This is a genomic window from Paenibacillus shirakamiensis, assembly GCF_017874255.1.
In the GTDB taxonomy this organism is placed as follows: Bacteria; Bacillota; Bacilli; order Paenibacillales; family Paenibacillaceae; genus Fontibacillus; species Fontibacillus shirakamiensis.
The window spans coordinates 295,727-315,397 of the sequence record NZ_JAGGLD010000004.1 but is presented as its reverse complement, the minus strand read 5'-3'; the positions used below and the strand labels follow the sequence as shown (position 1 = coordinate 315,397).

Sequence of the window (19,671 nt, the reverse complement as noted above, 5' to 3'; positions counted from 1 at the left end):
AGAACTTTATCATTGCAATTTATTACTTTTGATTCAAGTATACTTGAATCATTAAACATAAAAAAAGCTGATTCCTTTTTTAGGAACCAGCTTTTTTGGATTATCTAAGTATCCGTAATTCGGTGAAGGGCTTGTGCGCATTCATGGAGATGACGGGAATAATCTCGAGCCATCTCTTGAACGATCTCTCCACTCTCATCAATATGATCTCCGCCACGTTCGACATCAACCAGGCTAACCCTCACCTCACGTGAGTCTAAATAAGAACATGCAAAATCAAACGAATAAAATTGATGTCCTGCCGCATTAATATGAATGCGTAGACCCTGAGGATCACCTTGGTCTGCTAACACCCGCGCACTGTCACCTGCATTTAAGTATTCTGGCAATTGTTGTTGCCAAGCGTTCACCAATGTACCTTGGTCTATCTGAAGCGAGTCACTCATTCTTATCCACCTCCCCTTAACAGATAAGGTGTGGAGCTAACCCTAATTTTATACCTTTAACTAAGCGAATCTTCTACTGCTGTATCCGAAGCCTCTACACTTGGCGTATTATTTCGTAGTCCAATTACACTAATAACACCAAGTACTGCGAGGACAGCCATAATTACAAATAATAAATGTAATCCTCCTTCAAGAAAATGTCGCAGCGTATTCCATAAATCACGTGGCAGCTCAACAAGCTTTTCTGGGGACAACAATTTGTTGATATCATCTTGAGAAATAGACATCCCTTGATTACGGCTCTCTTCCGCTTGAGAGGCCACCTGCTGATTAATGAGCACGCCGAACACCGCAACTCCAATGGTCTGGCCTAATGCTTTGACGAACGAATTTAGTGCAGTAGACGCACCACGTAAGCTGAAACCTACAGAAGATTGAGCAATAACCGTGAATACGGTAAACGCAAAACCGAAACCGAGTCCATATAACGCATTCCAGAACATAAGTAGTCCACTTGAAGTCGTATCCGTTATAAAGGCCATACCGATCGCGCCTACAGCAATGAAAAACATTCCTACTAATGACGTGAATCTTGAACCATAAGTAACAATCCATTTGCCTCCAACTACGGAACCAATCAGCCATGAAAATGACATCGGAGCAAGTAACAGACCCGATTTTGTAGCACTTTCACCTAATACGCCTTGAACCCATAGAGGAAAATAAGAAGTCAGTCCAATGAGCAAAGCGCTGGCCAGAAGGCTCGCGATATTAGAAAAAGCAATGTCTCTGTATTTGAACATGTGTAGAGGGACGAGCGGTTCTTCTGCTTTCTTTTCCACAAGGAAGAATAGCACTAAGGCAAGGATTGCCAGAGCAAAAATAAGCAAAAGTACCGGTGAAGTCCAAGCCAATTGCTGGCCTCCTGCCGCTAGACCAAACAGCAGCGCTGTTACACCCACTGTAAAGGTCACTGCTCCCGCGTAGTCTATTTTGACCTTTCTTTTCTCAATATGTTCATGCAGATATTTAATAATGAAAATGAGTGATATGATTCCAAATGGAATATTAAATCCAAACACCCAGCGCCAGTTAAATGCATCTACGACATAACCGCCCAGCAATGGACCTACTAATGAAGAAATACCCCATACAGAACTGATATACCCTTGAATTTTACCTCGTTCCTCAATGGCATAAATATCACCAATAATCGTGAATGTAACCGGGATTAGCGCTCCGGCACCGATTCCCTGAATAGCCCGATATACAATCAACTGCTCCATACTGAAAGCAAAGCCGCATAATAATGATCCTGCTAGAAAAAGGACGGAACCGATGACAAATACTAATTTTCGTCCATACAAATCACTGATCTTTCCAAAGATGGGTGTGGTAACTGCCATAGTCAATAAATAAGCCGTAAAGACCCAACTTAGTAACTCTACGCCCCCTAAATCTCCGACGATTCTAGGTCCTGCAGGTCCAATGACGGTACCTTCGATTGCTGCCAAAAATGTAGACAATAACAAGCCTGTCAAAATAAAATTGCGTTTCAATGTTGATTCCAATGCTAGACCTTCCTTTCACTCTGCATAACAAACTTTAATTATAGGGGAACACAGCTTGGAAAGTCTATCACATAACACGTGAACTTTATTCTTCATTTCTCTAATGTAGCATAAAAACCGCTTACCTAAGGCCCCCCTTATTGCTGTATTGTAATGAATTCCCTTTTTTCCTTCTCATTGTCCTTACACATAATTCTTCTTCAATAAAGACAACATAATTAAATCAATAAAACCGTCACTCAGTTCATTTTGCTGATATTCTCGCAGCAGTCCTTCCTCACGAAAACCTAGTCGTCGAAGTGACCTTAACGAAGATGTATTCCCCGGAATCACCAAGGCTTCAATCCGGTTCAAACTCATGACATCGAATCCATAATTCAAAATTAACGACAGCGCCTCGTGCATATATCCTTGGCGCCAATAAGGTCGACCTAGATCATATCCAATCTCGCCTCGGTAAGCTCCTAATAATTGCCAAGTGTTAAATCCACATGTTCCTATAATCGTCTTCGTTTGTTTTAATTCAATTCCCCATCGCATTGTATCTTCCGTCTCCGCTAATCCGTTCAGTAAATCCAGCATATCCCATGTCTCTCGAATAGAAGTGAACTGCGGTATGTTCATGTATCGGATGACCTCAGGATCGCTCCAATAAGCAAAAAGCGTGTGGGCATCCTCTTGTCCCATTTTACGTAATATGAGCCTAGCGCTCTCTAAATCAGGTATTTCTCCTTGGCACCTGAACATAACTATTTCACTCTCCATTTAGCTTATATCCATGTTAACTAAGCCTCATGGATAAGAACACATCAAAAATTAGCTTGCGAAGCGATTTTCTTGCACATAAATAGGTGATACTATTAACCATACAGGACAAAGCTGTAATACATTTCCTTTTTGTTGCTATTGGAGGATGCATTCAACATGGTATATACCATCGTCGTTACGATTATTCTACTCATTCTTTTGGTACTTATTGCTATGACAAGGTTCGGTTTCCGGCAAATTACTCAGATGAAACTCCAAACCAGTGACTCGCTATTCAAGTTCATGGAAGATGCAGGCGTATACAGCAAAGAACGGTTCGATATCTTGGACAAAAGCGATGTATCCGTTACAACTAGAGACGGGTTAACACTACACGGCTATGCTATCTCGTCTCATCCGAACTCTAATAAATGGGTCATCATTGTTCATGGGTATACCGCTTCCTTAGAAGTATCGGCTCAGTTCGGTGGGTTATTCGAAGACATAGGATTTAACGTTTTGCTCGTGGACCAGCGTCGTCATGGCCGGAGTCAAGGAAGCTATACCACCTATGGTTTTCATGAGAAATACGACATTGAATCATGGGTAAACTGGATTATATCACACGCGGGTACGGATGTAGTGATTGGGTTGCATGGACAGTCTCTGGGGGGCGGTACGGTACTTGAATATCTCACCATTGCCGATCCACGTGTTCATTTTGTAATCGCAGATTGTCCTTACTCAGACCTTACACAGCTGATTCGATATCAGCTAAGTGTATTGAACAAAGTTCCGACCTTTCCTTTTTTACCTTTAATTAATAATCAGCTTGAACGCAAAGCAGGATTTAGGCTGCATCAAGTCAGTCCGATCAAATCAGTACAAAACACCTCTATGCCTGTCATGTTCATCCATGGTACGGAAGACAAGTATGTTCCAACGCGAATGAGTCAAGATATGTACAAGGTCAAAGCTCATGGACTAAAGAAGCTCTTGTTAGTGAATGGCGCCATCCATGGAAATGCTTATAGTGTTGATCCGGTACGATATAGTCATGAAGTTCAGGCTTTTGTGACTCAAACGCTGGAAGAGCATGTCTCTTCTCCTGTAACTCCGCTTAATTCCTCCAACTCTGAGGAGACTTCGGATTCCTCATCTGACTACTCCTCATAACTATCTCATACATACGTGTGGTTATGTTCATTAACAAAAAGCCCCCCATTCACACACATGCGAATGGAGGGCTATCCTCGATTATGATCCTTATGATTATGAATCTAGCGCTTGGAAACCACCAATCATCTGATGCTGTGCTAATATGATATATCGATCAAGTCGCTGGCTTAATTCAAGCACATAATCACTTGTGAAATTCCAATCCGCAGCTGCTAAAATTAACTCAAGCCGTAGATTTTCTATAGTAGAAAGCAAATCCTCGTTGACTTTGCTCGTTCCTTTTTTTAATTTCCTATGTGTTTGTATTGGATTCAATGCCATAGCCAACCACCTCACTCCTATCATTCGATCCTATCATAATACATGATGTCAAAAAATCACTATTTAGGAAAACAAAAAAATTAGCAATACTTTATGCCATTCCCTTATAACCCACATTATGTATGTTTTGAATTTATTAAAAGGCACTCAGTTGAGTGCCTACGAAGATAGAACAGCATACCACCAATTAATACTGCTACTATAATTAAAGGTAGCACAAATTCTCTTCACTTTTGCGCATCTGATTCATCAGGGAGTGATATTCATTTCTTAATACCTCAGTCGAATGAGGTCTATAAGCTTCGAACAAGGTTACACATTGAATGAAATCCTTGTCGCTTCTAATAGTAATCGCTAGATTAAGTGCTTGTAAAGTAAAACTTATCCCTTTTATATACTCAAGTTGATTTAAATGGTAAATTGCAATCTGATAACAGTATGAATAAAACAGTCCATAATTGATTATGTTTCCGGACGTATCGAACCGTGTAATCTGCTCCGCATATTTCTCCAAGACCCAGTCGATTTGGAAATCATATTTATTGGCACACTCTACAATTGTAACGAGAGCGGGTAACAGTTCTTGTGGATGTTCGTCTAAAAAGTCCGTATAATCCATAAGAATGTCATACTTGCCCATCATCATATCAAATGTGTAGAGATTGGCTTTGGCCCACAAAGAGAACTTCTTCACCTCTGATGTTCCAACTTCGTCAAGCTCATGAAACCATCCAAGGTCTGCATACCCTAGCACGAATTTTTTTCCATCTTCATAATACCCCTGCTTGCCTAACGCCCCCGCTTTTAGAAGATAACCTTGTCCATAATACACGACAAAATGACGCTCGGTATGTAATATTTCAAACGGTCTGTTTTGCTTTAATCTCTTCAATTGTTCACGATAAATGGCTTGAGCCAGCATTCTCAATTCATCTGCGTATTTCTCGACTTCTTTCCATTTAGATAACGCAAAGCAGACGATTGCTAACCTTAGCAATGCGTCAAGTTGATAATTCTCTGGCAGACGTAAACGAAAGGATTCAAAACGAATGACTGCTTTCCAGTTCTCCTCAACGTGGGGTCCTTGGTGGGCCATGAACAGGCGATATTGACTTATTGCTAACCGCTCAGAGTGATTATATTTCTCTAATTCAGCAGCCGCTTCATGAAATAAGGCTGATTCTGTAATATGTCCCAGCGCATACAGCTTCTCACCTATATCAAATATAATATGAATATGTTTAGGATTGTCTACTAGACGAGAGATGGCTGCTTTGATGCAATCCAGCTTATTTAGTTCCGCCGAACGAATTAGGTATGACTCTAATCGGCGTCTACTCACCTTCTCGTTGGCAAAACATTCACTTAAATATAAATGGTAGAACCAACCTTCTGGATACCCCAGCGCCTCTGTAATTACATCAAGTTGCCGGATGGCTATAGGCTTAGGAGGAGAGGCATGCAGTATAGCGCTTAGGGTCCCCCGGTTCATACCGGATAGGTGTCCAAATGTAGTGAGCGTATACCCATTACTCGCAAGATGATCTTCAATCTCCGAGCGAATAGAGTTCATCGAATCCATTGCAACACCTCCTATGCTCTGCTGAATTTATTGTTAAATGATAATACTTTCAGATTTTTTTCATGATTAAATACAAATAAGCCATCCTCATATATTTATTCACCGGGAGCGAATATTTTTCCTTCCCCCAATGTATAAATAAGGATGACTTTTCGTATTTAACAGCACATGAATTAACTAGCTGAAGTTTTCTTCTCATGTGTAGTGGAAGGAAGTACCTCACCACACAATTCTTTTAATACTACTTTAATATCTTTAAGTTCTTCAATGCCTGTGCCTGTAATAGAATATTGCTCTTCATGGCGGGTTAAGAAATTATCCTCTGTCAAACGTTCTAATTCCTGCTTAATCTCCCGCTCAGCCACCTTATAGCCATGATTTTCTAGCAATATGAGCATATCTCCCATGTTAATATCGTCCTCACTAGCATTGTGAAGCATATGAATTCGGATAAATAGATTCTGAATATCAGCACGCATAGTATGTTCTCCTTCCGGTAATGAACTAGATTCTGATTGTAATGTACCCTTTCCGACCTTCATGGAAACAAGATCTGACTTAAGATAGAGGGTCATCATGATTAATTTCTAAGGCTCAACCTTAAGCTATAACTATTCATTGACCTATTTAGCACAAAGAATAGATTACTGGTATAATGAGATGTGCATCTTATTTCTAGCCGGAAACGGAGGCTTTCCCTTGTTTCATCAACAAACTTATACAGGCTCTCGGCCTGAACAATATGATACAGTAATTAGTCAACTTCATAGCCTAATTGAAGGCGAATCCAATGCAATTGCTAATCTAGCTAATGCTGCTGCGCTATTAGGATCCTTTTTACAAGAGATTAATTGGGCTGGTTTCTATTTGTATGATGGTCAAGAACTAGTTCTAGGTCCTTTTCAAGGCCTACCTGCTTGTATTCGCATTCCATTGAACAAAGGCGTATGCGGAGCTGCGGCTCAAGAAAGAAAGACCATGGTTGTCGAGGATGTGCATGCGTTCCCTGGGCATATTGCTTGTGATGCGGCAACGAATAGCGAAATCGTAATCCCAATGTTTAAAGATGGTCATCTCTTAGGTGTGCTGGATATTGATAGCCCGCTTCATGGACGATTTGATGACACTGACCGTGAATACTTAGAGAAGTTTGTTCAAGTTCTGGTACAGGCCTTGCCCCTACCTAACTAGATAGAGACAACTTAATGAATTCCTCTCTCTTTAAATACAACCGTGTGGTTCCACTATTAACAGTAGAAACTAGGTGAGTGATGGAATACATCCGAAATACTGAATCTGGATTTTTTCATGATCTAAATACGGCTGCTGAACATATTATCAATTTCACCAGCGGTATGCTCAATACGAATACTATATTTATCGCTTCAAATGATGGAATGACGAATACGATTATCAAAGCATTTAATCGAAAAGAGCAACTCGTCCAAGAAGGAGACTGTATGCCGTTTGAGGCAAGTTACTGCAGTCTCGTGCTTGGAGAAGAACGTGCTCCGCTCTATATTCCTGATACGTCTGTAAGTCCACTAACTAGTCATCTTAAAGTGACGGAAGCATTAGGTGGACGTTCTTTCATTGGACTTCCTATACTCTTGAAAGATGGAAGCTCCTACGGAACGATTTGCGCCATGGATCAAGTAGATTATCCCTATGCTGATTCCGATGTGAATACACTGAACTCCATGGCCTTATTTCTGGCCTATGTGATTGAGCTTGAACACCGGGTGAATGAACTCGATGTTCAGACTCAGATTCTTCTAGATGCCAAGGCAGAAGTAGAGAACTCTTCCATACTTAAAGGAAATCTGATTGAAATGATCGTTCAGGAAATTCGCAACCCCATGAATGGAGTTGTCGGAATGACGCAGCTTATGATGGATTCAAGATTGACTCCAGAGCAGCAAGAGTATATTCGTATTCTGGATGAGAGTAATCATTCATTGCTTACTCTGTTAGAGGATATTCAGGATTATGGTAAGTTGAATGCGAGTGGAATTACTGCGGAACAAGAACCGTTTGATTTCAACAGCACTCTCAGCAGCGTAATTACTCAATTAGAACCCATGGCTACGGATAAAAGAACGGCCTTAGTACATGTAAGCAATCCGAACATTCCTTCTGTTCTACTCGGGGATGCACTTAAGCTAAGACAGACCTTAGTTAACTTGACTACGGATGTACTGAAATTATCAAAAGAAGGCGCAGTGGTCTTATCTTCAGCTCCTCTGCCTCATTCAGAGTATTCCAAATTCATGGTTGAATTCTCCGTGACTTGTACGGGCCTAAGATTGACGGCAGATCAGCTGAATCTACGCCTGCGATCCAATAGCTTGCCTACTTCGGAAGTGCTCGAAACGAAAGAGGACGTATCTCTTAACTGGGCAATCAGTCACAAGTTAATTCAAATTATGGGCGGAGCTCTTCGTGTACAACGCGGTTTAAATCAAGAAATTATTATAGCTTTTACCCTGCCTTTTCATATTCTGAATTGAAAGATATGCAAAAAAGCAATCGACTAGAGTCGATTGCTTTTTTATATGAGATTAAATCTATTGCTAATTACTTTGAGGAATATAAAGGAGTTAAGGACATGAAAAGCGAATAATGCAACCATCTAAGTTAGAAGGACGGTGTGGATACTTATGAAGGCTCTCTTAGTTATTGATGTTCAGAAGGGTATCGTTGATACGCGGGATTTCAACCTAGAACTTTCTGTCATGAAACAAATCATTCAAGATTTCAAAGCTAGTCAGCTTCCTATCATTTGCTTGAAGCATATAGATAATTCAGAAGGTAGTCTGCTGCATAACGATTCAGAAGGTTCTGAGTTGCATGAAGCGATTAAGAACTGCGCGGATCTTGTTATCGAGAAACAAACCCCAAGCGCATTCTTTAATACGGATCTGTCCATTCACTTACAACGGTTAGACATCGACCATCTATTTCTGATAGGTTTTGAGACTGAATTTTGTTGTATGTTTACAGCAATTTCGGCATATGATCGAGGCTATTCCGTTACTTTTTTACAAGAAGCCATCGGAACTACAAATACAGATGATTCCTATCAAATGCCTGGAATTGATATTGATAGATTCGTTAGCAACATTCTTCTTTGGTCTAATGTTATTGAAGTGATTGATCATAGGCAATATTTAGAGAAATATAAGGCTGCTTTGTAATTAAAAGCACTACTTCTTAAAACAACGCACCGGTTAAGATACCGATGCGTTGTTTACGGTTAGTATTGGACTTTGCTCACGCTTTAATTGGGAATCTCGACTACGAAGATGTTTCTGCGCTCTCCAGCGCACAAAGGACAAAGCCCCTCTTAAGTATTCATCCGCAATCATACATCCATAGATGGCTATAACGCCCCACCCGACAGACACCCCAAGCCAATAAGAACATCCAGTAGCAACAAGCCACATGGAGACAAGCGATATTGTCATCGTGAAGCGGGTATCTCCTACAGCATTCAGGGCATCTCCTAACGTCATATTCAGCATTTTGCCAGGCTGCAACAGTAGATTCATCCAGAGCAGAGAAGAACCAATCGCAAGAATTTCTGAATCCTGTGTAAACAGACTTAATACATACTTACCAAAAATTAATAACAAGGTGGCATTGAGAATCACTAGAGGCAAGCCCACTTTGAGAGCTTTATACGCTGCCTTATAAGCATCACGCGTTCGTCCTGCCCCAAAAAGATGAGCAATCTGGATCTGAGCTCCTAGCGCAATAGAGTAACCTAAGAGGAAGCAGAAAGATTCTAAAGTATTCATATACGTTCTTGCCGCCAACTCTTTGGTGCCCAGCATAGCAAGAAAAGCAAAAATAGCGAGTTGAGAAAATACCCAGCAAGCCATATTTACTCCCAGGGGCCATCCAATCTGCATCACTTCCTTAAATAGCTTACGATCTCTAAGGAAAATATCCTGTACGACGATTTTTCGCTCGAAGGCGCCTACAAAAATAAACAATAAAACAAGTGAAGCTAGCAATCGGCTAATTACCGTTGATGCCGCGACGCCGGCAAGTCCCCACTTTGGGAAACCCACTGCACCAAATATGAAGCCATAATTCATGAGAATATGAATGACATTCATTCCTACCGCTATGTACATGGGACCTTTTGTATTCCCTGTATTTCGAATCATGGTGCTCAGCGTAGACATCACGGCGGTTAGAATCATCCCTCCCCCTACGGTAGATATATAGACTGTAGCCAGCGGAATTAACTGTTCAGGCATTTGAAGTAATCGGGCAATCGGTGTAGGAATTGCAATGAACAGCACACTGAGGCAAGCCCCAATAATCATAGTAGCTTTCAAGGATATGACTGCTACCGTTCTTGCCTCTTCTTGTTGACGAGAGCCTATTTTTTGCGCAATAACGATACCTGCTCCCCCGGCCACTGTTGCAAATAACGTGGTCATGGCATTAAAGAGTTGGTTCGAGAATCCAACGACTGCGACCGCATCATCTGAAATGGTACTCACCATTAATGTATCTACGGCACCCAGCAAGAACTGGAGAAAAAGTTCAATGAAGATGGGCCAAGCCAGCACCCAAAGTGAGAATTTATCTTTTGTCATATCATCTGTCTAATCCTTTCTATACGTTCACATTGTGTATGAATCAAATTATAGATGGTATACTAGCGGGGAAATATCATAATTCGAACCAATACTTTAACTATTCCAACCTCAGGTTGTACCATACATCTATATTATTCACATCATGAAATGACTGGAGTTGATCTCTCTGACCACAATCCATTTCTCTATTCCTCCTCTGCCCTTCTTTATTCTAAGTGGTATACAGGATGTCCCTCCTGGTGCGAAGCACCCTGCACGTCGTAACTTTGGTGTGTTCGATCTGTTAGTGGTGATTGAAGGTTGTATCTATATTACGGAAGAGGATAGAAGTTATGAAATCCAGGCCGGCCAGAGTTTTATTCTCAGACCCGATGCCTATCATTATCCCACCCAAGGGGGGCTTCATCATACCAAGTACTACTGGCTACATTTCATGACCAATGGAGACTGGCATTATACGGAAGAATCAGCACGAGCTCCCTTACCTACCTCGCCTGACAAACCTTCCTTTCTGCCTTATAACGAAATCACGCCCTTCGAGCTGAAAATACCGCAATTTATCTCCTTACTTCACCCAGAGAAGGTGTATCAGACCATACAAGAACTTACGCAGCTTAGCCACAATGTTCCGTTAGATCGAGTACGTATGCATCAGCAAGTTCTATTCCAGCAGTTACTACAGGAACTTACCGATGCTATTCAGACTCAGCCTCCAAGTCCCCATACGGTCTGCGCTGAGCGAGCTGCAGCTTTTTTGCGGCAGCATTACAAAGAAGAGATCAGCTCCCAGCAGCTTGGAGAAGTGCTCAATTTTCATCCCGTCTATATCGCACGTTGTATGCAAAAAGTATTCGGATGTTCGCCAGCGGTCTATCGCCTACGATTCCGAATTGAGAATTCCAAACGCATGCTACTGCAGACGAATCTGCCCATTACACGAATTTCGGAAGAGGTAGGTTTCAACCATCCGGCTTATTTCACCGCATCTTTCGTAAAATATGAGGGAATATCGCCTAGAAAATATCGACAACGCTTTACATAACTTTTATTTAGACTAACAATATTAGCTGAACCCGTATGCACATGGCTAGACTCAATTAGAAACGGGTAAAGAAAGATATAAGCCCATTTGGGCGTGCGGAACCTTTGTCAGAATATATCGTATACAAGGGAAGAATTGGATACCGGGGAGGGAACATACCATGAGGAACATAGGGGCACGGACGTGGATAGGACTGATTATACTAAGTATTACGGCGCTGGTTCTCTTTCCCGGTCCCCGGGCCGAAGCAGGGTATTTTGACGATTTATTTAAGGGTGTCAAAGACATTACTGAACTTCCTAATGAAGTAAATGCTCTTAAGAAAGATTATCAACATACAATGGACAAGCTGGATGAAGCTACAAGTACACTCGATGCCTACAAGGTCCAAAATGAGCAACTGATCGCTCAGAATCAAAAATTAACCGAGACGGTTCAGACGCTTATGGATGCAGAGCAGAGCAGACAGACTAGCTCGAAGCGGATACGTTCGCTTATTGTTACAGGAATTATTTTATTAGTAGGCTATTTCGTTCTGCTTAGAGTATTGCGCTTAGTGCTGCGGAGAAAATAAAGGCCGGGGAAGGAGCATGTACTGAACATGCAGATGATAAAAGAAACCGAAGGTGGACACACAAGCGGACAAGCCCTCCGGTTTGTGCTAGCCGAAGAAGAGCAGATTCACATGCTTCATCCTCAGCAAATTATAGCTTACCGGGGCGCCTCGTCGAACCGGAGTGACCGGTTCATGAATATTAAAGGAATGTATCGGAAGAAAAAACTCATTCAAGCAGATCTTCGTGGTCCCTGCGAAGTTGTAACTGCGCTCCCCGTAGGGTATAGCATGAGATCGATTATGCTAAGTGATGATAGTGATTTGCTCTATGATTTTCGCCACTTATTCTTCTATACCGAAGGCATTCGGATGCAGACCCGTATTCTGAAGCTGAAGAACATGTTCATTACAAGGGATGCTATAAAGGTAAAGTTCTCGGGAAAAGGCCAAATTGGAATTCTCACGGAAGGCCAGGTCTGCGAGATCCGTCTAAGTCCCGATGAACCTCTATACGTAGATGCAGGGAGTGTCATCGCCTACCCCGAGAATGCCACACTACAACTCGCTGTCTATGGCAATCATTTAGCAAGTCAGCATATGAGCTATCAATGGCAAATGACGGGCCACGGAAGTGTGTTACTTCAAGCGGGGCGGCAAAGTCACAAATTAGAACAAGATCTTAAAGATGACGGCTTAGTGAAGCGTGTTCTGCGTGAAGTAATTCCTTTTGGAGGCATCTTCATTAAGTAATCTCTTCATTTATGCAGAAGATAAAAATACATTTAGCATCCATAGGCAAAAAAATAGCTTGGCAAAATGACAACGGTGAAGGTAACCCTCTGTTTCGTTCTGTTCACTTTTATTAACGTGTACGCCTTTTACTTGCGTCGATATCATCGGGACTTAGGCCTTTCCAGATATTAGGCGTTATCGCATCATCCGGGTGTTCAAAGACCAAAAACGCAGTAGGTAAATATCTCTCTCCATACTGAGACGATGGCTTGTTCACAATCTCATTGTCTTTTACCAACACTGTGGATGAGCCCCCGTCGAGGTTAGCTGCAATGACAGCGCCACGTTTCAGTAAAATTTGTTGTACATCATATAGATTAGCTCCAATACTGTAGCCCGGTTGGCGACCATCTATCACTACAAAAATAATGGCACCATCGGCCCTCTGTCCCATCGCCGTGCGTGGTGCTATACCCCATCCATCCCCAGCATTTTTAATTAACCCTCTGCCGTTCACAATTAATCTAGGCTGGAATGTCACGGCTTCACGTACTTTCATGTTGCTTAATTCTTTTAAAGAATAATTCCCTGCAATCATTTTCCCCTCTTCATCAATCCCTACAATTTGAGTGGATTTTTTGCCATCAAGCCCATTGTAGTACAGCTTACCATTACAAATGACGACACCAATCGGCTTGAACCCATTCCCTTTCCAGTTCGGATCGGCAAAACCTCCTCCGTTGACTCCCGCAATCGCACCAGTTCGCTTGACCATACTACTTACGGTCTCCCCAGAGCCTACTTTACTTGGAATCCCTAACCGAACTTTGGTTGGATCACTCACAGTCATCACGAAGCCGGAATACCCACTGCCCGTAACCTCTTCTACCTGTACCAAGGGCTGGCTTTTATCTTCTGTAGCTGTATTAATGGAGTGTGTGTCTTTCTCATCTCCATAGTGTTCGAACTTAGCGCTGTAATCCTGCACTCGCTTTTTAAGCTCCGCTTCGCCAATAATATATTGCGCCCAGCTTCTATGTTGTGTAGTAATAAGTGTGTCTGCAATAAGGAATCGAAAATTTTGGGCCGAAGGTGCGAAATAAAGCCAGCTCGCGGCTGCGATTAAGAGCGTGGAAACCGCAAGGAATAAGCGGAAGCAAGTCTTTAAAAAGCTTTTCTTTTTACGTGTCTTCTTCTTTTGCTGACGAACTTGTGAACGTTCTGGCAATGCGGATGTTCCCACTTCAGTTGTCCTCCTAGTCTCCCAACTCATGGACATCCATGGAGAGAGAATATTGTCGTTATTTCACATCATAGACGAAAAATCACGGATCTAGGTTTCAATTTTTTAATACATTTGTTACCTTATAACTTATTTCCTTCGTATGTAAAACTTAGCATGTATAGCTAAGAGCCTCGTTTGTAGGCACATGCTCGTAATAATGTAAAAAAGACTGCTATAAAGCAGCCCTAATTGTAAAAGCATTTAAGTTACCTTTCTTTGCGCCCGCCGGAAGCTCATGACTTTGCGGTACATAGATTTATCTTTTAACTGATTGAAAATATACGGATCGGGCGAGGTATTCACCTCAATAATCCAAGGAGTTAATGAAGCATCTAACCCTACATCTACACCAATCTGTCTGAAGTTCGGATACTTCTTCTGATACACCTTCGCTATGGTGACTCCAAATCGATATAATTCTTGTATGAGTGCCTTCTTTTTCTCCCCATGAACATGGGCGGCTAAGAGCAAATCAATCGACATCGGACGTCCCCCACTATGGTAATTGGTTACTATTTTCCCGGGTGCCGCAGCTCTTCCGATAATTCCTGTAGTCTCCCACTTCCCTGTAGAACTCTTCTGAACCATGATGCGAATATCAAACCTACGGCCTTGATATTTAAGTAGGTGAATTCCTTTCTGTATTAAATAACTCTTCCCACCAATGGCTCCGCGTAATCCCGTGACAAAAGCATCAAACGTCTCATAAGTTCGCGTGATTTTATTGTACTGATATTTATAACGTTGCTTCCCTTCACGTACCTGTTCCGCCCGAATTACCCCAATTCCGTGGGTTCCCCGCTCTGGCTTGATATAGACCATGTGATACCTTTCTAACATACTCTTGAGACTTGCACTGCCGAATCGTCGTGTATCGGGTACATAGCGTTTTCCTTTCGGGTCCTGCAAAAGTACTTGAGTCTTCACCCACTTACTGGATAAAAAAATACTTGCTTTGCGTCCAGTTGTCATCGTATTCGCTCCTATCCTCAATTTGAATTCTTCAAAATATATTTCAGAATTCTAATGGTCTCTCACATCTGCTCATCCTAAGTCCCTATGCATTTCATGCTATGGTATGCGCTTGCCTTCGGCCTTGCATAAGCAGTAACCTAAGCACCCTAAGAGATAGGACAAACGGCTAGAGAAAGGAAACCACGTTTCCCACGTGATCTCGATTGAATCAGGGAGTTTGCTTGATAAGCCATTACAAAAAGACTGCGCTCCGAGGAGCGACAGCCTTATTATGAATATAGTTCTCAACTAACTACGCTGGGGTGACGCTGTCTTAGGATACAAGTGAAGCAATCGCTGCGCAATTGGAGCATCGCCATAGATCATTTTGGCTAAGACTAGCAAAATCAAATTATACAATAGGAAGGTGCCCAGGGTGTATAATTGGCTAGGTTGCCCCTCTATGATCAGAAGCGTAAGGTCTCCTTGGCCTAAGAGCTGTATCCCTGTAAAGTTGTAGATAAAATGAGCCGCAGCGACAGGCAATAAGGAACCACTTTTAAGATATACATACAAAAAGGTGAAACTGCTAACGAGAATCATAAAGATATAAGTTACATCCAACCCCTCAAAGACTCTAAGCGCTACCGATATGATGCCGATCACTGCGAAAATTTTGACCAACCCTACATCTCTAAGCTTCGCTACCACATATCCCCGAATTAGCAATTCTTCTGAAAAGGCGGTCACGAACCAAGCGATCCCCGTCACAAGTAACATCAGTAGCCACTGTGGATTGTGCAGAAATTTAGCATTGAACTGAATTTTGATTAAGCCCGCTTCATCCAGACTCTTAAGATACACATAATAGAGAACAAGCGTCATACCGATGGCTGCAATGGAATACATAATATCTCTGCGGTTAAAACGAAGTCCTAGGGAAACCCAAGGCTTACGGTCTACTTTACGAATATAGAGGAGAGACACCCCCAGTGCTAGAATTCCGCTAATCAGACTTACAATACCGAACATGTAAGGGTGACTCTGCATCGCCTCCCCACTTAATCCCAAGGGATGGAGCAACATATAATTCAGTAAGAGGTGTACCATACACAGTAGGATCATTCCGGTATAGGTACTTCGCGTCGTAAACATAGGATGTCTTTCCTTTCTAGACGATATCTTTGTGTTGTACTTTCATAATAGTAATCCAACTTACCCCAAGACCGATGAGGACAAATATGATAGATATCCATAGATTAGAGCTGAGTGTATATCCATTGGAGTTGGAGTTAAATAAGCTTGATAAAATAATGCCAGATATAAATGTTAAGGATACGGAATATTTTCTCATCCCGAAGTATATAGGAATCAGACTAATTCCAGCTGCGGCAAGTGAAGACATCACAATATTCATAAGCTCTCTCCATATAAAAGGAGCCGTCACTTCACCTGTCAGGATAGGAAAGATGGAGTTCACTCCTAGCAGTAAACCCTCTAAAACCACTTCAGATACGGAAATCGTAATCAAGGCAAAGGAGAAAATAACCATAACTTTAGCCAATATAATCTGTCTTCGGCTTAAGGGATACATGAACATGACCTGAATGGTCTTCATCTTAAACTCCTCAATGAGCACCCTAACAATAATCATGGCTGTAAAGATCATGAACACGGCTTTGACCAGGATATGGATGATCTTAAAGGCTTCATCCAAAGAAGTGAACATCAGGTCATCCACAGTCTCACTTGTCACATACATGAGGGCTAAGGTTGCGATAATAATAAGATTAGCGATTATAATTGATTTTAAATAACTAAAGAGTTTATGTTTGCGAACTTCCAATTGAATTAATTTAAACATGGCTTTCACCTCCTTGAATCAATTGAAGGAAGTGATCCTCTAGCGAGTTCTGATAGTGGCTCAGACCCTCAATACTCACATCTTCTTGTACGAGGCGCTTAGTTAAATCCTTGGCATCTACGATTTCATAAATTCGAATGTGCTTCTCATCCATCACTTTATAATTGCTTATGCGGAGGGAATGCTCCAGCACACGAGCGGCTTGCCTCGAGTCTGATATCGTAAGCTCCATGTAACTGGTGCTTTGTTTGCGAATCACATCCATCGATATTTCTTCAAGTAACCTCCCACCTCGGATCACACCAATGGTATCCGCAATCTGCTCAATCTCAGCTAAGATGTGGCTTGAAATGAGAATCGTGATGCCATGTTCCTTACTTAGTATTTTGAATATATCCCGCATTTCCTTAATCCCTAACGGATCTAGTCCATTGATTGGCTCATCCAGAATGAGAAATTCGGGTTTGGTGAGTATCGCCCTTGCAATACCTAATCGCTGCTTCATACCAAGTGAGTAGTCTTTGACAGACTTACTATGTACATTCGTCAGATTGACCATATCGAGCGAATCTCGAATCGCTTGCTTGTTGTAGTAGCCCATGTACTCACAGTGCAGATCCAAATTCTCAACAGCCGTTAACTTTTCATAAAATACAGGATATTCAATAATACTTCCCATACGCCGAAGCACCTCGAATGACTCCCCTTGAAGTGGCTGACCAAAGATCTCAATCTCACCCGATGTCGGCCGCACCAAATTCGTGAGCATCTTCATCACCGTTGTCTTCCCTGCTCCATTGGGTCCAAGGAATCCATAAATTTCACCTTGCTGGATATTCATATTGACGTTCTGTACTACCTCTACCCCTTTAAAATTCTTCACTAAATTTCTTGTTCTTACGATGGTTCCCATAGATACCTGTCTCCTTTGTGTTGATCTACCTTAATCATAAGGAACAGTCTTATCATATTTATTAATCAAATCTTACGAAAAACTTAAGTTCATTCCGGTCTATATATAATCTTTTAAGCTGGGGCTAGCTACGAAGCTTAGGAAATATTAAAGTGAATACGGTCTTGATTCCCGGTGCACTAGATAGGGTAATCCGTCCGTTCAGCTGCTCCGTTAAGCGCTTCGTAATCGTCAGCCCCAGCCCACTCCCTTGATAAAAGCGGTTCCTTGAGTCCTCTAACGTGTACATTCGTTCGAATACCTTATTTTGGTGAACCTCGGCAATCCCTTTTCCTTTATCCCATATTGCTAGATGGAAGAAGTCATCTACAGTGCTAAGATGCAGCCCCATGACCCCTCCATCAATTCCATACCGAATCGCATTGGAGATTAGATTATTCAGAATTCGATCTAAGGCTTCTACATTGGAGAGAACCATCATCGGTTCTTCAGGGATATCCAGTTGGACTTTGAATCCTTGCGCAGTCAATACATCATAATAAGCCAGTACCCGCATCCGGCATACTTCCCCTAGATCTACAGGCGACATTGGAAGATCCGTGTCACCCGATTCAAGACGTGCAAGATCAAAAAATTTCAGAATAAGTTCTAGTACCTCGTTAGATTTACCGTAGACACGCCGTAGCAATAATTCTCTCTCTTCCTCCATTAGCCTTGGATCGTTAATCATCGTCTCCAAAGAACCGAGGATGACCGTCAGTGGCGTCTTTAAATCGTGTGAAATATTGGATAACATCCGCCGCATGGAGGACTCCAGATTCATTTGCTTGGCGTGAGTCTTATGCGAATCTTCAATTAGACGATTCAAATCAACGAGAATGAGCCGAAGTTCTGCATCTGCTGTGAACAACAGGACCTTTTCCATCGTTCCTGCCTCTCGAATAGCATTTACTTTCTCATGAATGGCTAAGAGCTGCTTAGACCGGTGCTTATATCGCAAATGCTGCACTAGGAATAACACCCCTAGTCCGATAACTACAATCCCTAGGAGAAGGACGATCATGAGCAGTCCCCCAGCTTATAACCGATCCCCCATAAAGTTACGATGTATTTAGGATGGGAAGGATCATCCTCAATTTTCTCGCGCAATCTACGCATATGTACATTAATTACATTCTCATCCCCATAATACTCATCATTCCAAATGAAGCCGTAGACTTGGGCTTTCGTGAATACTCGTCCAGGATGGCTGACAAAAAGCTTCAGAATCTGAAATTCTTTGGCAGTTAACCGGATGTCTATACCCCGTTTCTGAACCGAGAAATTGTCTACATCTAATCGCAAATCCCCTATTGTCAAACATAAGCTGTCTGGCTTCACAGGGTCCGTGGCATTGGCAAGAACGTAGTTCGCTCTCCGTATAGCGGCCTTCACTCTAGCGGCTAATTCAATCATAGAAAAGGGTTTCGTAATGTAATCATCCGCTCCAAACCCGAGACCTAGCGCTTTATCCACATCACTATCTTTGGCAGACATAATCAATACCGGAACCAGACTCTTGCCACGCATGATCTGGAGTACATCCATACCATTTATTTTAGGTAGCATCAGATCTAGCAGCACCAAGTCAAAAGCCTGAGATTGAAATAGGGATGCCGCCGCTTCCCCATCATAAGCTGGAATGACCTTGTACCCTTCTCTTACTAGATACTCTTGAACCATCTCACTAATGGATATATCGTCCTCTACAAGCAATACCGTATGCTGCAAATTCCCGCCGCCTTTAGTCTTAGTTATTCACCAAATTATACCTCAATTAACTCAGATTAAGTGTAACAATTTGGAAATAAATAACGGCCTATT

General features: G+C 42.0%; 21 protein-coding genes. 7 read left to right on the top strand and 14 right to left on the bottom strand.

The features are described from left to right. Positions 1 to 104: 104 nt before the first annotated feature. The 3 genes from J2Z69_RS13355 to J2Z69_RS13345 all read right to left on the bottom strand — a co-directional run bounded on the left by J2Z69_RS13355 (position 105) and on the right by J2Z69_RS13345 (position 2,764). Positions 105 to 446 (bottom strand): hypothetical protein, encoded by a 342-nt coding sequence (locus tag J2Z69_RS13355; protein WP_209863410.1) that lies wholly within the window; start codon positions 444 to 446, stop codon positions 105 to 107. A 56-nt stretch (positions 447 to 502) separates the two neighbouring features. After that, positions 503 to 2,005 (bottom strand): MDR family MFS transporter, encoded by a 1,503-nt coding sequence (locus J2Z69_RS13350; RefSeq protein ID WP_209863618.1) that lies wholly within the window; start codon positions 2,003 to 2,005, stop codon positions 503 to 505. Between the two features lie 195 nt (positions 2,006 to 2,200). Next, positions 2,201 to 2,764 carry a GNAT family N-acetyltransferase gene (locus J2Z69_RS13345; protein ID WP_209863407.1) on the bottom strand — a complete coding sequence of 188 codons (564 nt, stop codon included), beginning with the start codon at positions 2,762 to 2,764 and terminating at the stop codon, positions 2,201 to 2,203. A 177-nt stretch (positions 2,765 to 2,941) separates the two neighbouring features. On the opposite strand from J2Z69_RS13345, the gene J2Z69_RS13340 reads away from it, so the two are divergent. Continuing rightward, positions 2,942 to 3,940, top strand: coding sequence for an alpha/beta hydrolase (locus tag J2Z69_RS13340; RefSeq protein WP_209863405.1), 999 nt, complete (start codon positions 2,942 to 2,944; stop codon positions 3,938 to 3,940). 96 nt (positions 3,941 to 4,036) lie between these two features. Here J2Z69_RS13340 and J2Z69_RS13335 read toward each other — a convergent pair whose 3' ends face one another. The 3 genes from J2Z69_RS13335 to J2Z69_RS13325 form a co-directional block, all read right to left on the bottom strand. Beyond that, the gene (locus J2Z69_RS13335; protein WP_209863402.1) at positions 4,037 to 4,264 is read right to left on the bottom strand and encodes an aspartyl-phosphate phosphatase Spo0E family protein; all 228 of its coding nucleotides are present in this window, start codon (positions 4,262 to 4,264) and stop codon (positions 4,037 to 4,039) included. Positions 4,265 to 4,469: 205 nt separating this feature from the next. Continuing rightward, entirely contained in the window at positions 4,470 to 5,846 is a 1,377-nt protein-coding gene (locus J2Z69_RS13330) for a DNA-binding protein (protein ID WP_209863399.1), read from the bottom strand. 173 nt (positions 5,847 to 6,019) lie between these two features. Then, positions 6,020 to 6,325 carry a hypothetical protein gene (locus J2Z69_RS13325; RefSeq protein ID WP_209863396.1) on the bottom strand — a complete coding sequence of 102 codons (306 nt, stop codon included), beginning with the start codon at positions 6,323 to 6,325 and terminating at the stop codon, positions 6,020 to 6,022. Positions 6,326 to 6,545: 220 nt separating this feature from the next. Here J2Z69_RS13325 and J2Z69_RS13320 point away from each other — a divergent pair, with 220 nt between their 5' ends. From J2Z69_RS13320 to J2Z69_RS13310, 3 genes are all read left to right on the top strand, one after another. Further along, entirely contained in the window at positions 6,546 to 7,037 is a 492-nt protein-coding gene (locus J2Z69_RS13320) for a GAF domain-containing protein (RefSeq protein WP_245339285.1), read from the top strand. A gap of 80 nt (positions 7,038 to 7,117) precedes the next feature. Then, a complete protein-coding gene (locus J2Z69_RS13315) occupies positions 7,118 to 8,356 on the top strand; it encodes a GAF domain-containing sensor histidine kinase (RefSeq protein ID WP_245339299.1) in 1,239 nt (412 codons plus the stop codon). Between the two features lie 150 nt (positions 8,357 to 8,506). Beyond that, on the top strand, positions 8,507 to 9,043 hold the full coding sequence (locus J2Z69_RS13310; protein WP_209863390.1) for an isochorismatase family protein: 537 nt from the start codon (positions 8,507 to 8,509) through the stop codon (positions 9,041 to 9,043). 33 nt (positions 9,044 to 9,076) lie between these two features. Here the strand turns inward: J2Z69_RS13310 and J2Z69_RS13305 are convergent, their stop codons facing one another. After that, a complete protein-coding gene (locus J2Z69_RS13305) occupies positions 9,077 to 10,459 on the bottom strand; it encodes an MATE family efflux transporter (protein WP_209863388.1) in 1,383 nt (460 codons plus the stop codon). 160 nt (positions 10,460 to 10,619) lie between these two features. Between J2Z69_RS13305 and J2Z69_RS13300 the strand changes: the two genes are divergently transcribed. From J2Z69_RS13300 to J2Z69_RS13290, 3 genes are all read left to right on the top strand, one after another. After that, positions 10,620 to 11,504 (top strand): AraC family transcriptional regulator, encoded by an 885-nt coding sequence (locus J2Z69_RS13300; protein WP_342591590.1) that lies wholly within the window; start codon positions 10,620 to 10,622, stop codon positions 11,502 to 11,504. A 160-nt stretch (positions 11,505 to 11,664) separates the two neighbouring features. Continuing rightward, complete coding sequence (locus J2Z69_RS13295) at positions 11,665 to 12,078, top strand: hypothetical protein (RefSeq protein ID WP_209863385.1); 414 nt, start codon at positions 11,665 to 11,667, stop codon at positions 12,076 to 12,078. 27 nt (positions 12,079 to 12,105) lie between these two features. After that, on the top strand, positions 12,106 to 12,810 hold the full coding sequence (locus J2Z69_RS13290; RefSeq protein ID WP_209863382.1) for an AIM24 family protein: 705 nt from the start codon (positions 12,106 to 12,108) through the stop codon (positions 12,808 to 12,810). Positions 12,811 to 12,922: 112 nt separating this feature from the next. Here J2Z69_RS13290 and J2Z69_RS13285 read toward each other — a convergent pair whose 3' ends face one another. The 7 genes from J2Z69_RS13285 to J2Z69_RS13255 all read right to left on the bottom strand — a co-directional run bounded on the left by J2Z69_RS13285 (position 12,923) and on the right by J2Z69_RS13255 (position 19,578). Beyond that, a complete protein-coding gene (locus J2Z69_RS13285) occupies positions 12,923 to 14,035 on the bottom strand; it encodes a phosphodiester glycosidase family protein (protein ID WP_425355009.1) in 1,113 nt (370 codons plus the stop codon). Positions 14,036 to 14,278: 243 nt separating this feature from the next. Further along, complete coding sequence (locus J2Z69_RS13280; RefSeq protein ID WP_209863376.1) at positions 14,279 to 15,049, bottom strand: YheC/YheD family protein; 771 nt, start codon at positions 15,047 to 15,049, stop codon at positions 14,279 to 14,281. Positions 15,050 to 15,340: 291 nt separating this feature from the next. Further along, on the bottom strand, positions 15,341 to 16,186 hold the full coding sequence (locus J2Z69_RS13275) for a CPBP family intramembrane glutamic endopeptidase (RefSeq protein ID WP_209863373.1): 846 nt from the start codon (positions 16,184 to 16,186) through the stop codon (positions 15,341 to 15,343). A 16-nt stretch (positions 16,187 to 16,202) separates the two neighbouring features. Further along, a complete protein-coding gene (locus J2Z69_RS13270; RefSeq protein WP_209863371.1) occupies positions 16,203 to 16,895 on the bottom strand; it encodes an ABC transporter permease in 693 nt (230 codons plus the stop codon). Continuing rightward, complete coding sequence (locus J2Z69_RS13265; protein ID WP_209863368.1) at positions 16,888 to 17,808, bottom strand: ABC transporter ATP-binding protein; 921 nt, start codon at positions 17,806 to 17,808, stop codon at positions 16,888 to 16,890. The genes J2Z69_RS13270 and J2Z69_RS13265 overlap by 8 nt, the downstream gene beginning before the upstream one ends. A 124-nt stretch (positions 17,809 to 17,932) precedes the next feature. After that, positions 17,933 to 18,871: a sensor histidine kinase gene (locus J2Z69_RS13260; RefSeq protein ID WP_209863365.1), complete on the bottom strand. Its 939-nt coding sequence runs from the start codon at positions 18,869 to 18,871 to the stop codon at positions 17,933 to 17,935. After that, positions 18,868 to 19,578 (bottom strand): response regulator transcription factor, encoded by a 711-nt coding sequence (locus J2Z69_RS13255; protein ID WP_281069409.1) that lies wholly within the window; start codon positions 19,576 to 19,578, stop codon positions 18,868 to 18,870. Before J2Z69_RS13255 ends, J2Z69_RS13260 begins: the two co-directional genes overlap by 4 nt. Positions 19,579 to 19,671 lie beyond the last annotated feature (93 nt).

What these genes read in the sequence shown, in the direction of transcription:
- J2Z69_RS13355 (WP_209863410.1), bottom strand. Translation starts at nt 446, where the DNA reads ATGAGTGACTCGCTTCAGATAGACCAAGGTACATTGGTGAACGCTTGG.
- J2Z69_RS13345 (WP_209863407.1), bottom strand. Translation starts at nt 2,764, where the DNA reads ATGTTCAGGTGCCAAGGAGAAATACCTGATTTAGAGAGCGCTAGGCTC.
- J2Z69_RS13340 (WP_209863405.1), top strand. Translation starts at nt 2,942, where the DNA reads ATGGTATATACCATCGTCGTTACGATTATTCTACTCATTCTTTTGGTA.
- J2Z69_RS13335 (WP_209863402.1), bottom strand. Translation starts at nt 4,264, where the DNA reads ATGGCATTGAATCCAATACAAACACATAGGAAATTAAAAAAAGGAACG.
- J2Z69_RS13330 (WP_209863399.1), bottom strand. Translation starts at nt 5,846, where the DNA reads ATGGATTCGATGAACTCTATTCGCTCGGAGATTGAAGATCATCTTGCG.
- J2Z69_RS13325 (WP_209863396.1), bottom strand. Translation starts at nt 6,325, where the DNA reads ATGCGTGCTGATATTCAGAATCTATTTATCCGAATTCATATGCTTCAC.
- J2Z69_RS13315 (WP_245339299.1), top strand. Translation starts at nt 7,118, where the DNA reads ATGGAATACATCCGAAATACTGAATCTGGATTTTTTCATGATCTAAAT.
- J2Z69_RS13310 (WP_209863390.1), top strand. Translation starts at nt 8,507, where the DNA reads ATGAAGGCTCTCTTAGTTATTGATGTTCAGAAGGGTATCGTTGATACG.
- J2Z69_RS13305 (WP_209863388.1), bottom strand. Translation starts at nt 10,459, where the DNA reads ATGACAAAAGATAAATTCTCACTTTGGGTGCTGGCTTGGCCCATCTTC.
- J2Z69_RS13295 (WP_209863385.1), top strand. Translation starts at nt 11,665, where the DNA reads ATGAGGAACATAGGGGCACGGACGTGGATAGGACTGATTATACTAAGT.
- J2Z69_RS13290 (WP_209863382.1), top strand. Translation starts at nt 12,106, where the DNA reads ATGCAGATGATAAAAGAAACCGAAGGTGGACACACAAGCGGACAAGCC.
- J2Z69_RS13280 (WP_209863376.1), bottom strand. Translation starts at nt 15,049, where the DNA reads ATGACAACTGGACGCAAAGCAAGTATTTTTTTATCCAGTAAGTGGGTG.
- J2Z69_RS13275 (WP_209863373.1), bottom strand. Translation starts at nt 16,186, where the DNA reads ATGTTTACGACGCGAAGTACCTATACCGGAATGATCCTACTGTGTATG.
- J2Z69_RS13270 (WP_209863371.1), bottom strand. Translation starts at nt 16,895, where the DNA reads ATGTTTAAATTAATTCAATTGGAAGTTCGCAAACATAAACTCTTTAGT.
- J2Z69_RS13265 (WP_209863368.1), bottom strand. Translation starts at nt 17,808, where the DNA reads ATGGGAACCATCGTAAGAACAAGAAATTTAGTGAAGAATTTTAAAGGG.
- J2Z69_RS13260 (WP_209863365.1), bottom strand. Translation starts at nt 18,871, where the DNA reads ATGATCGTCCTTCTCCTAGGGATTGTAGTTATCGGACTAGGGGTGTTA.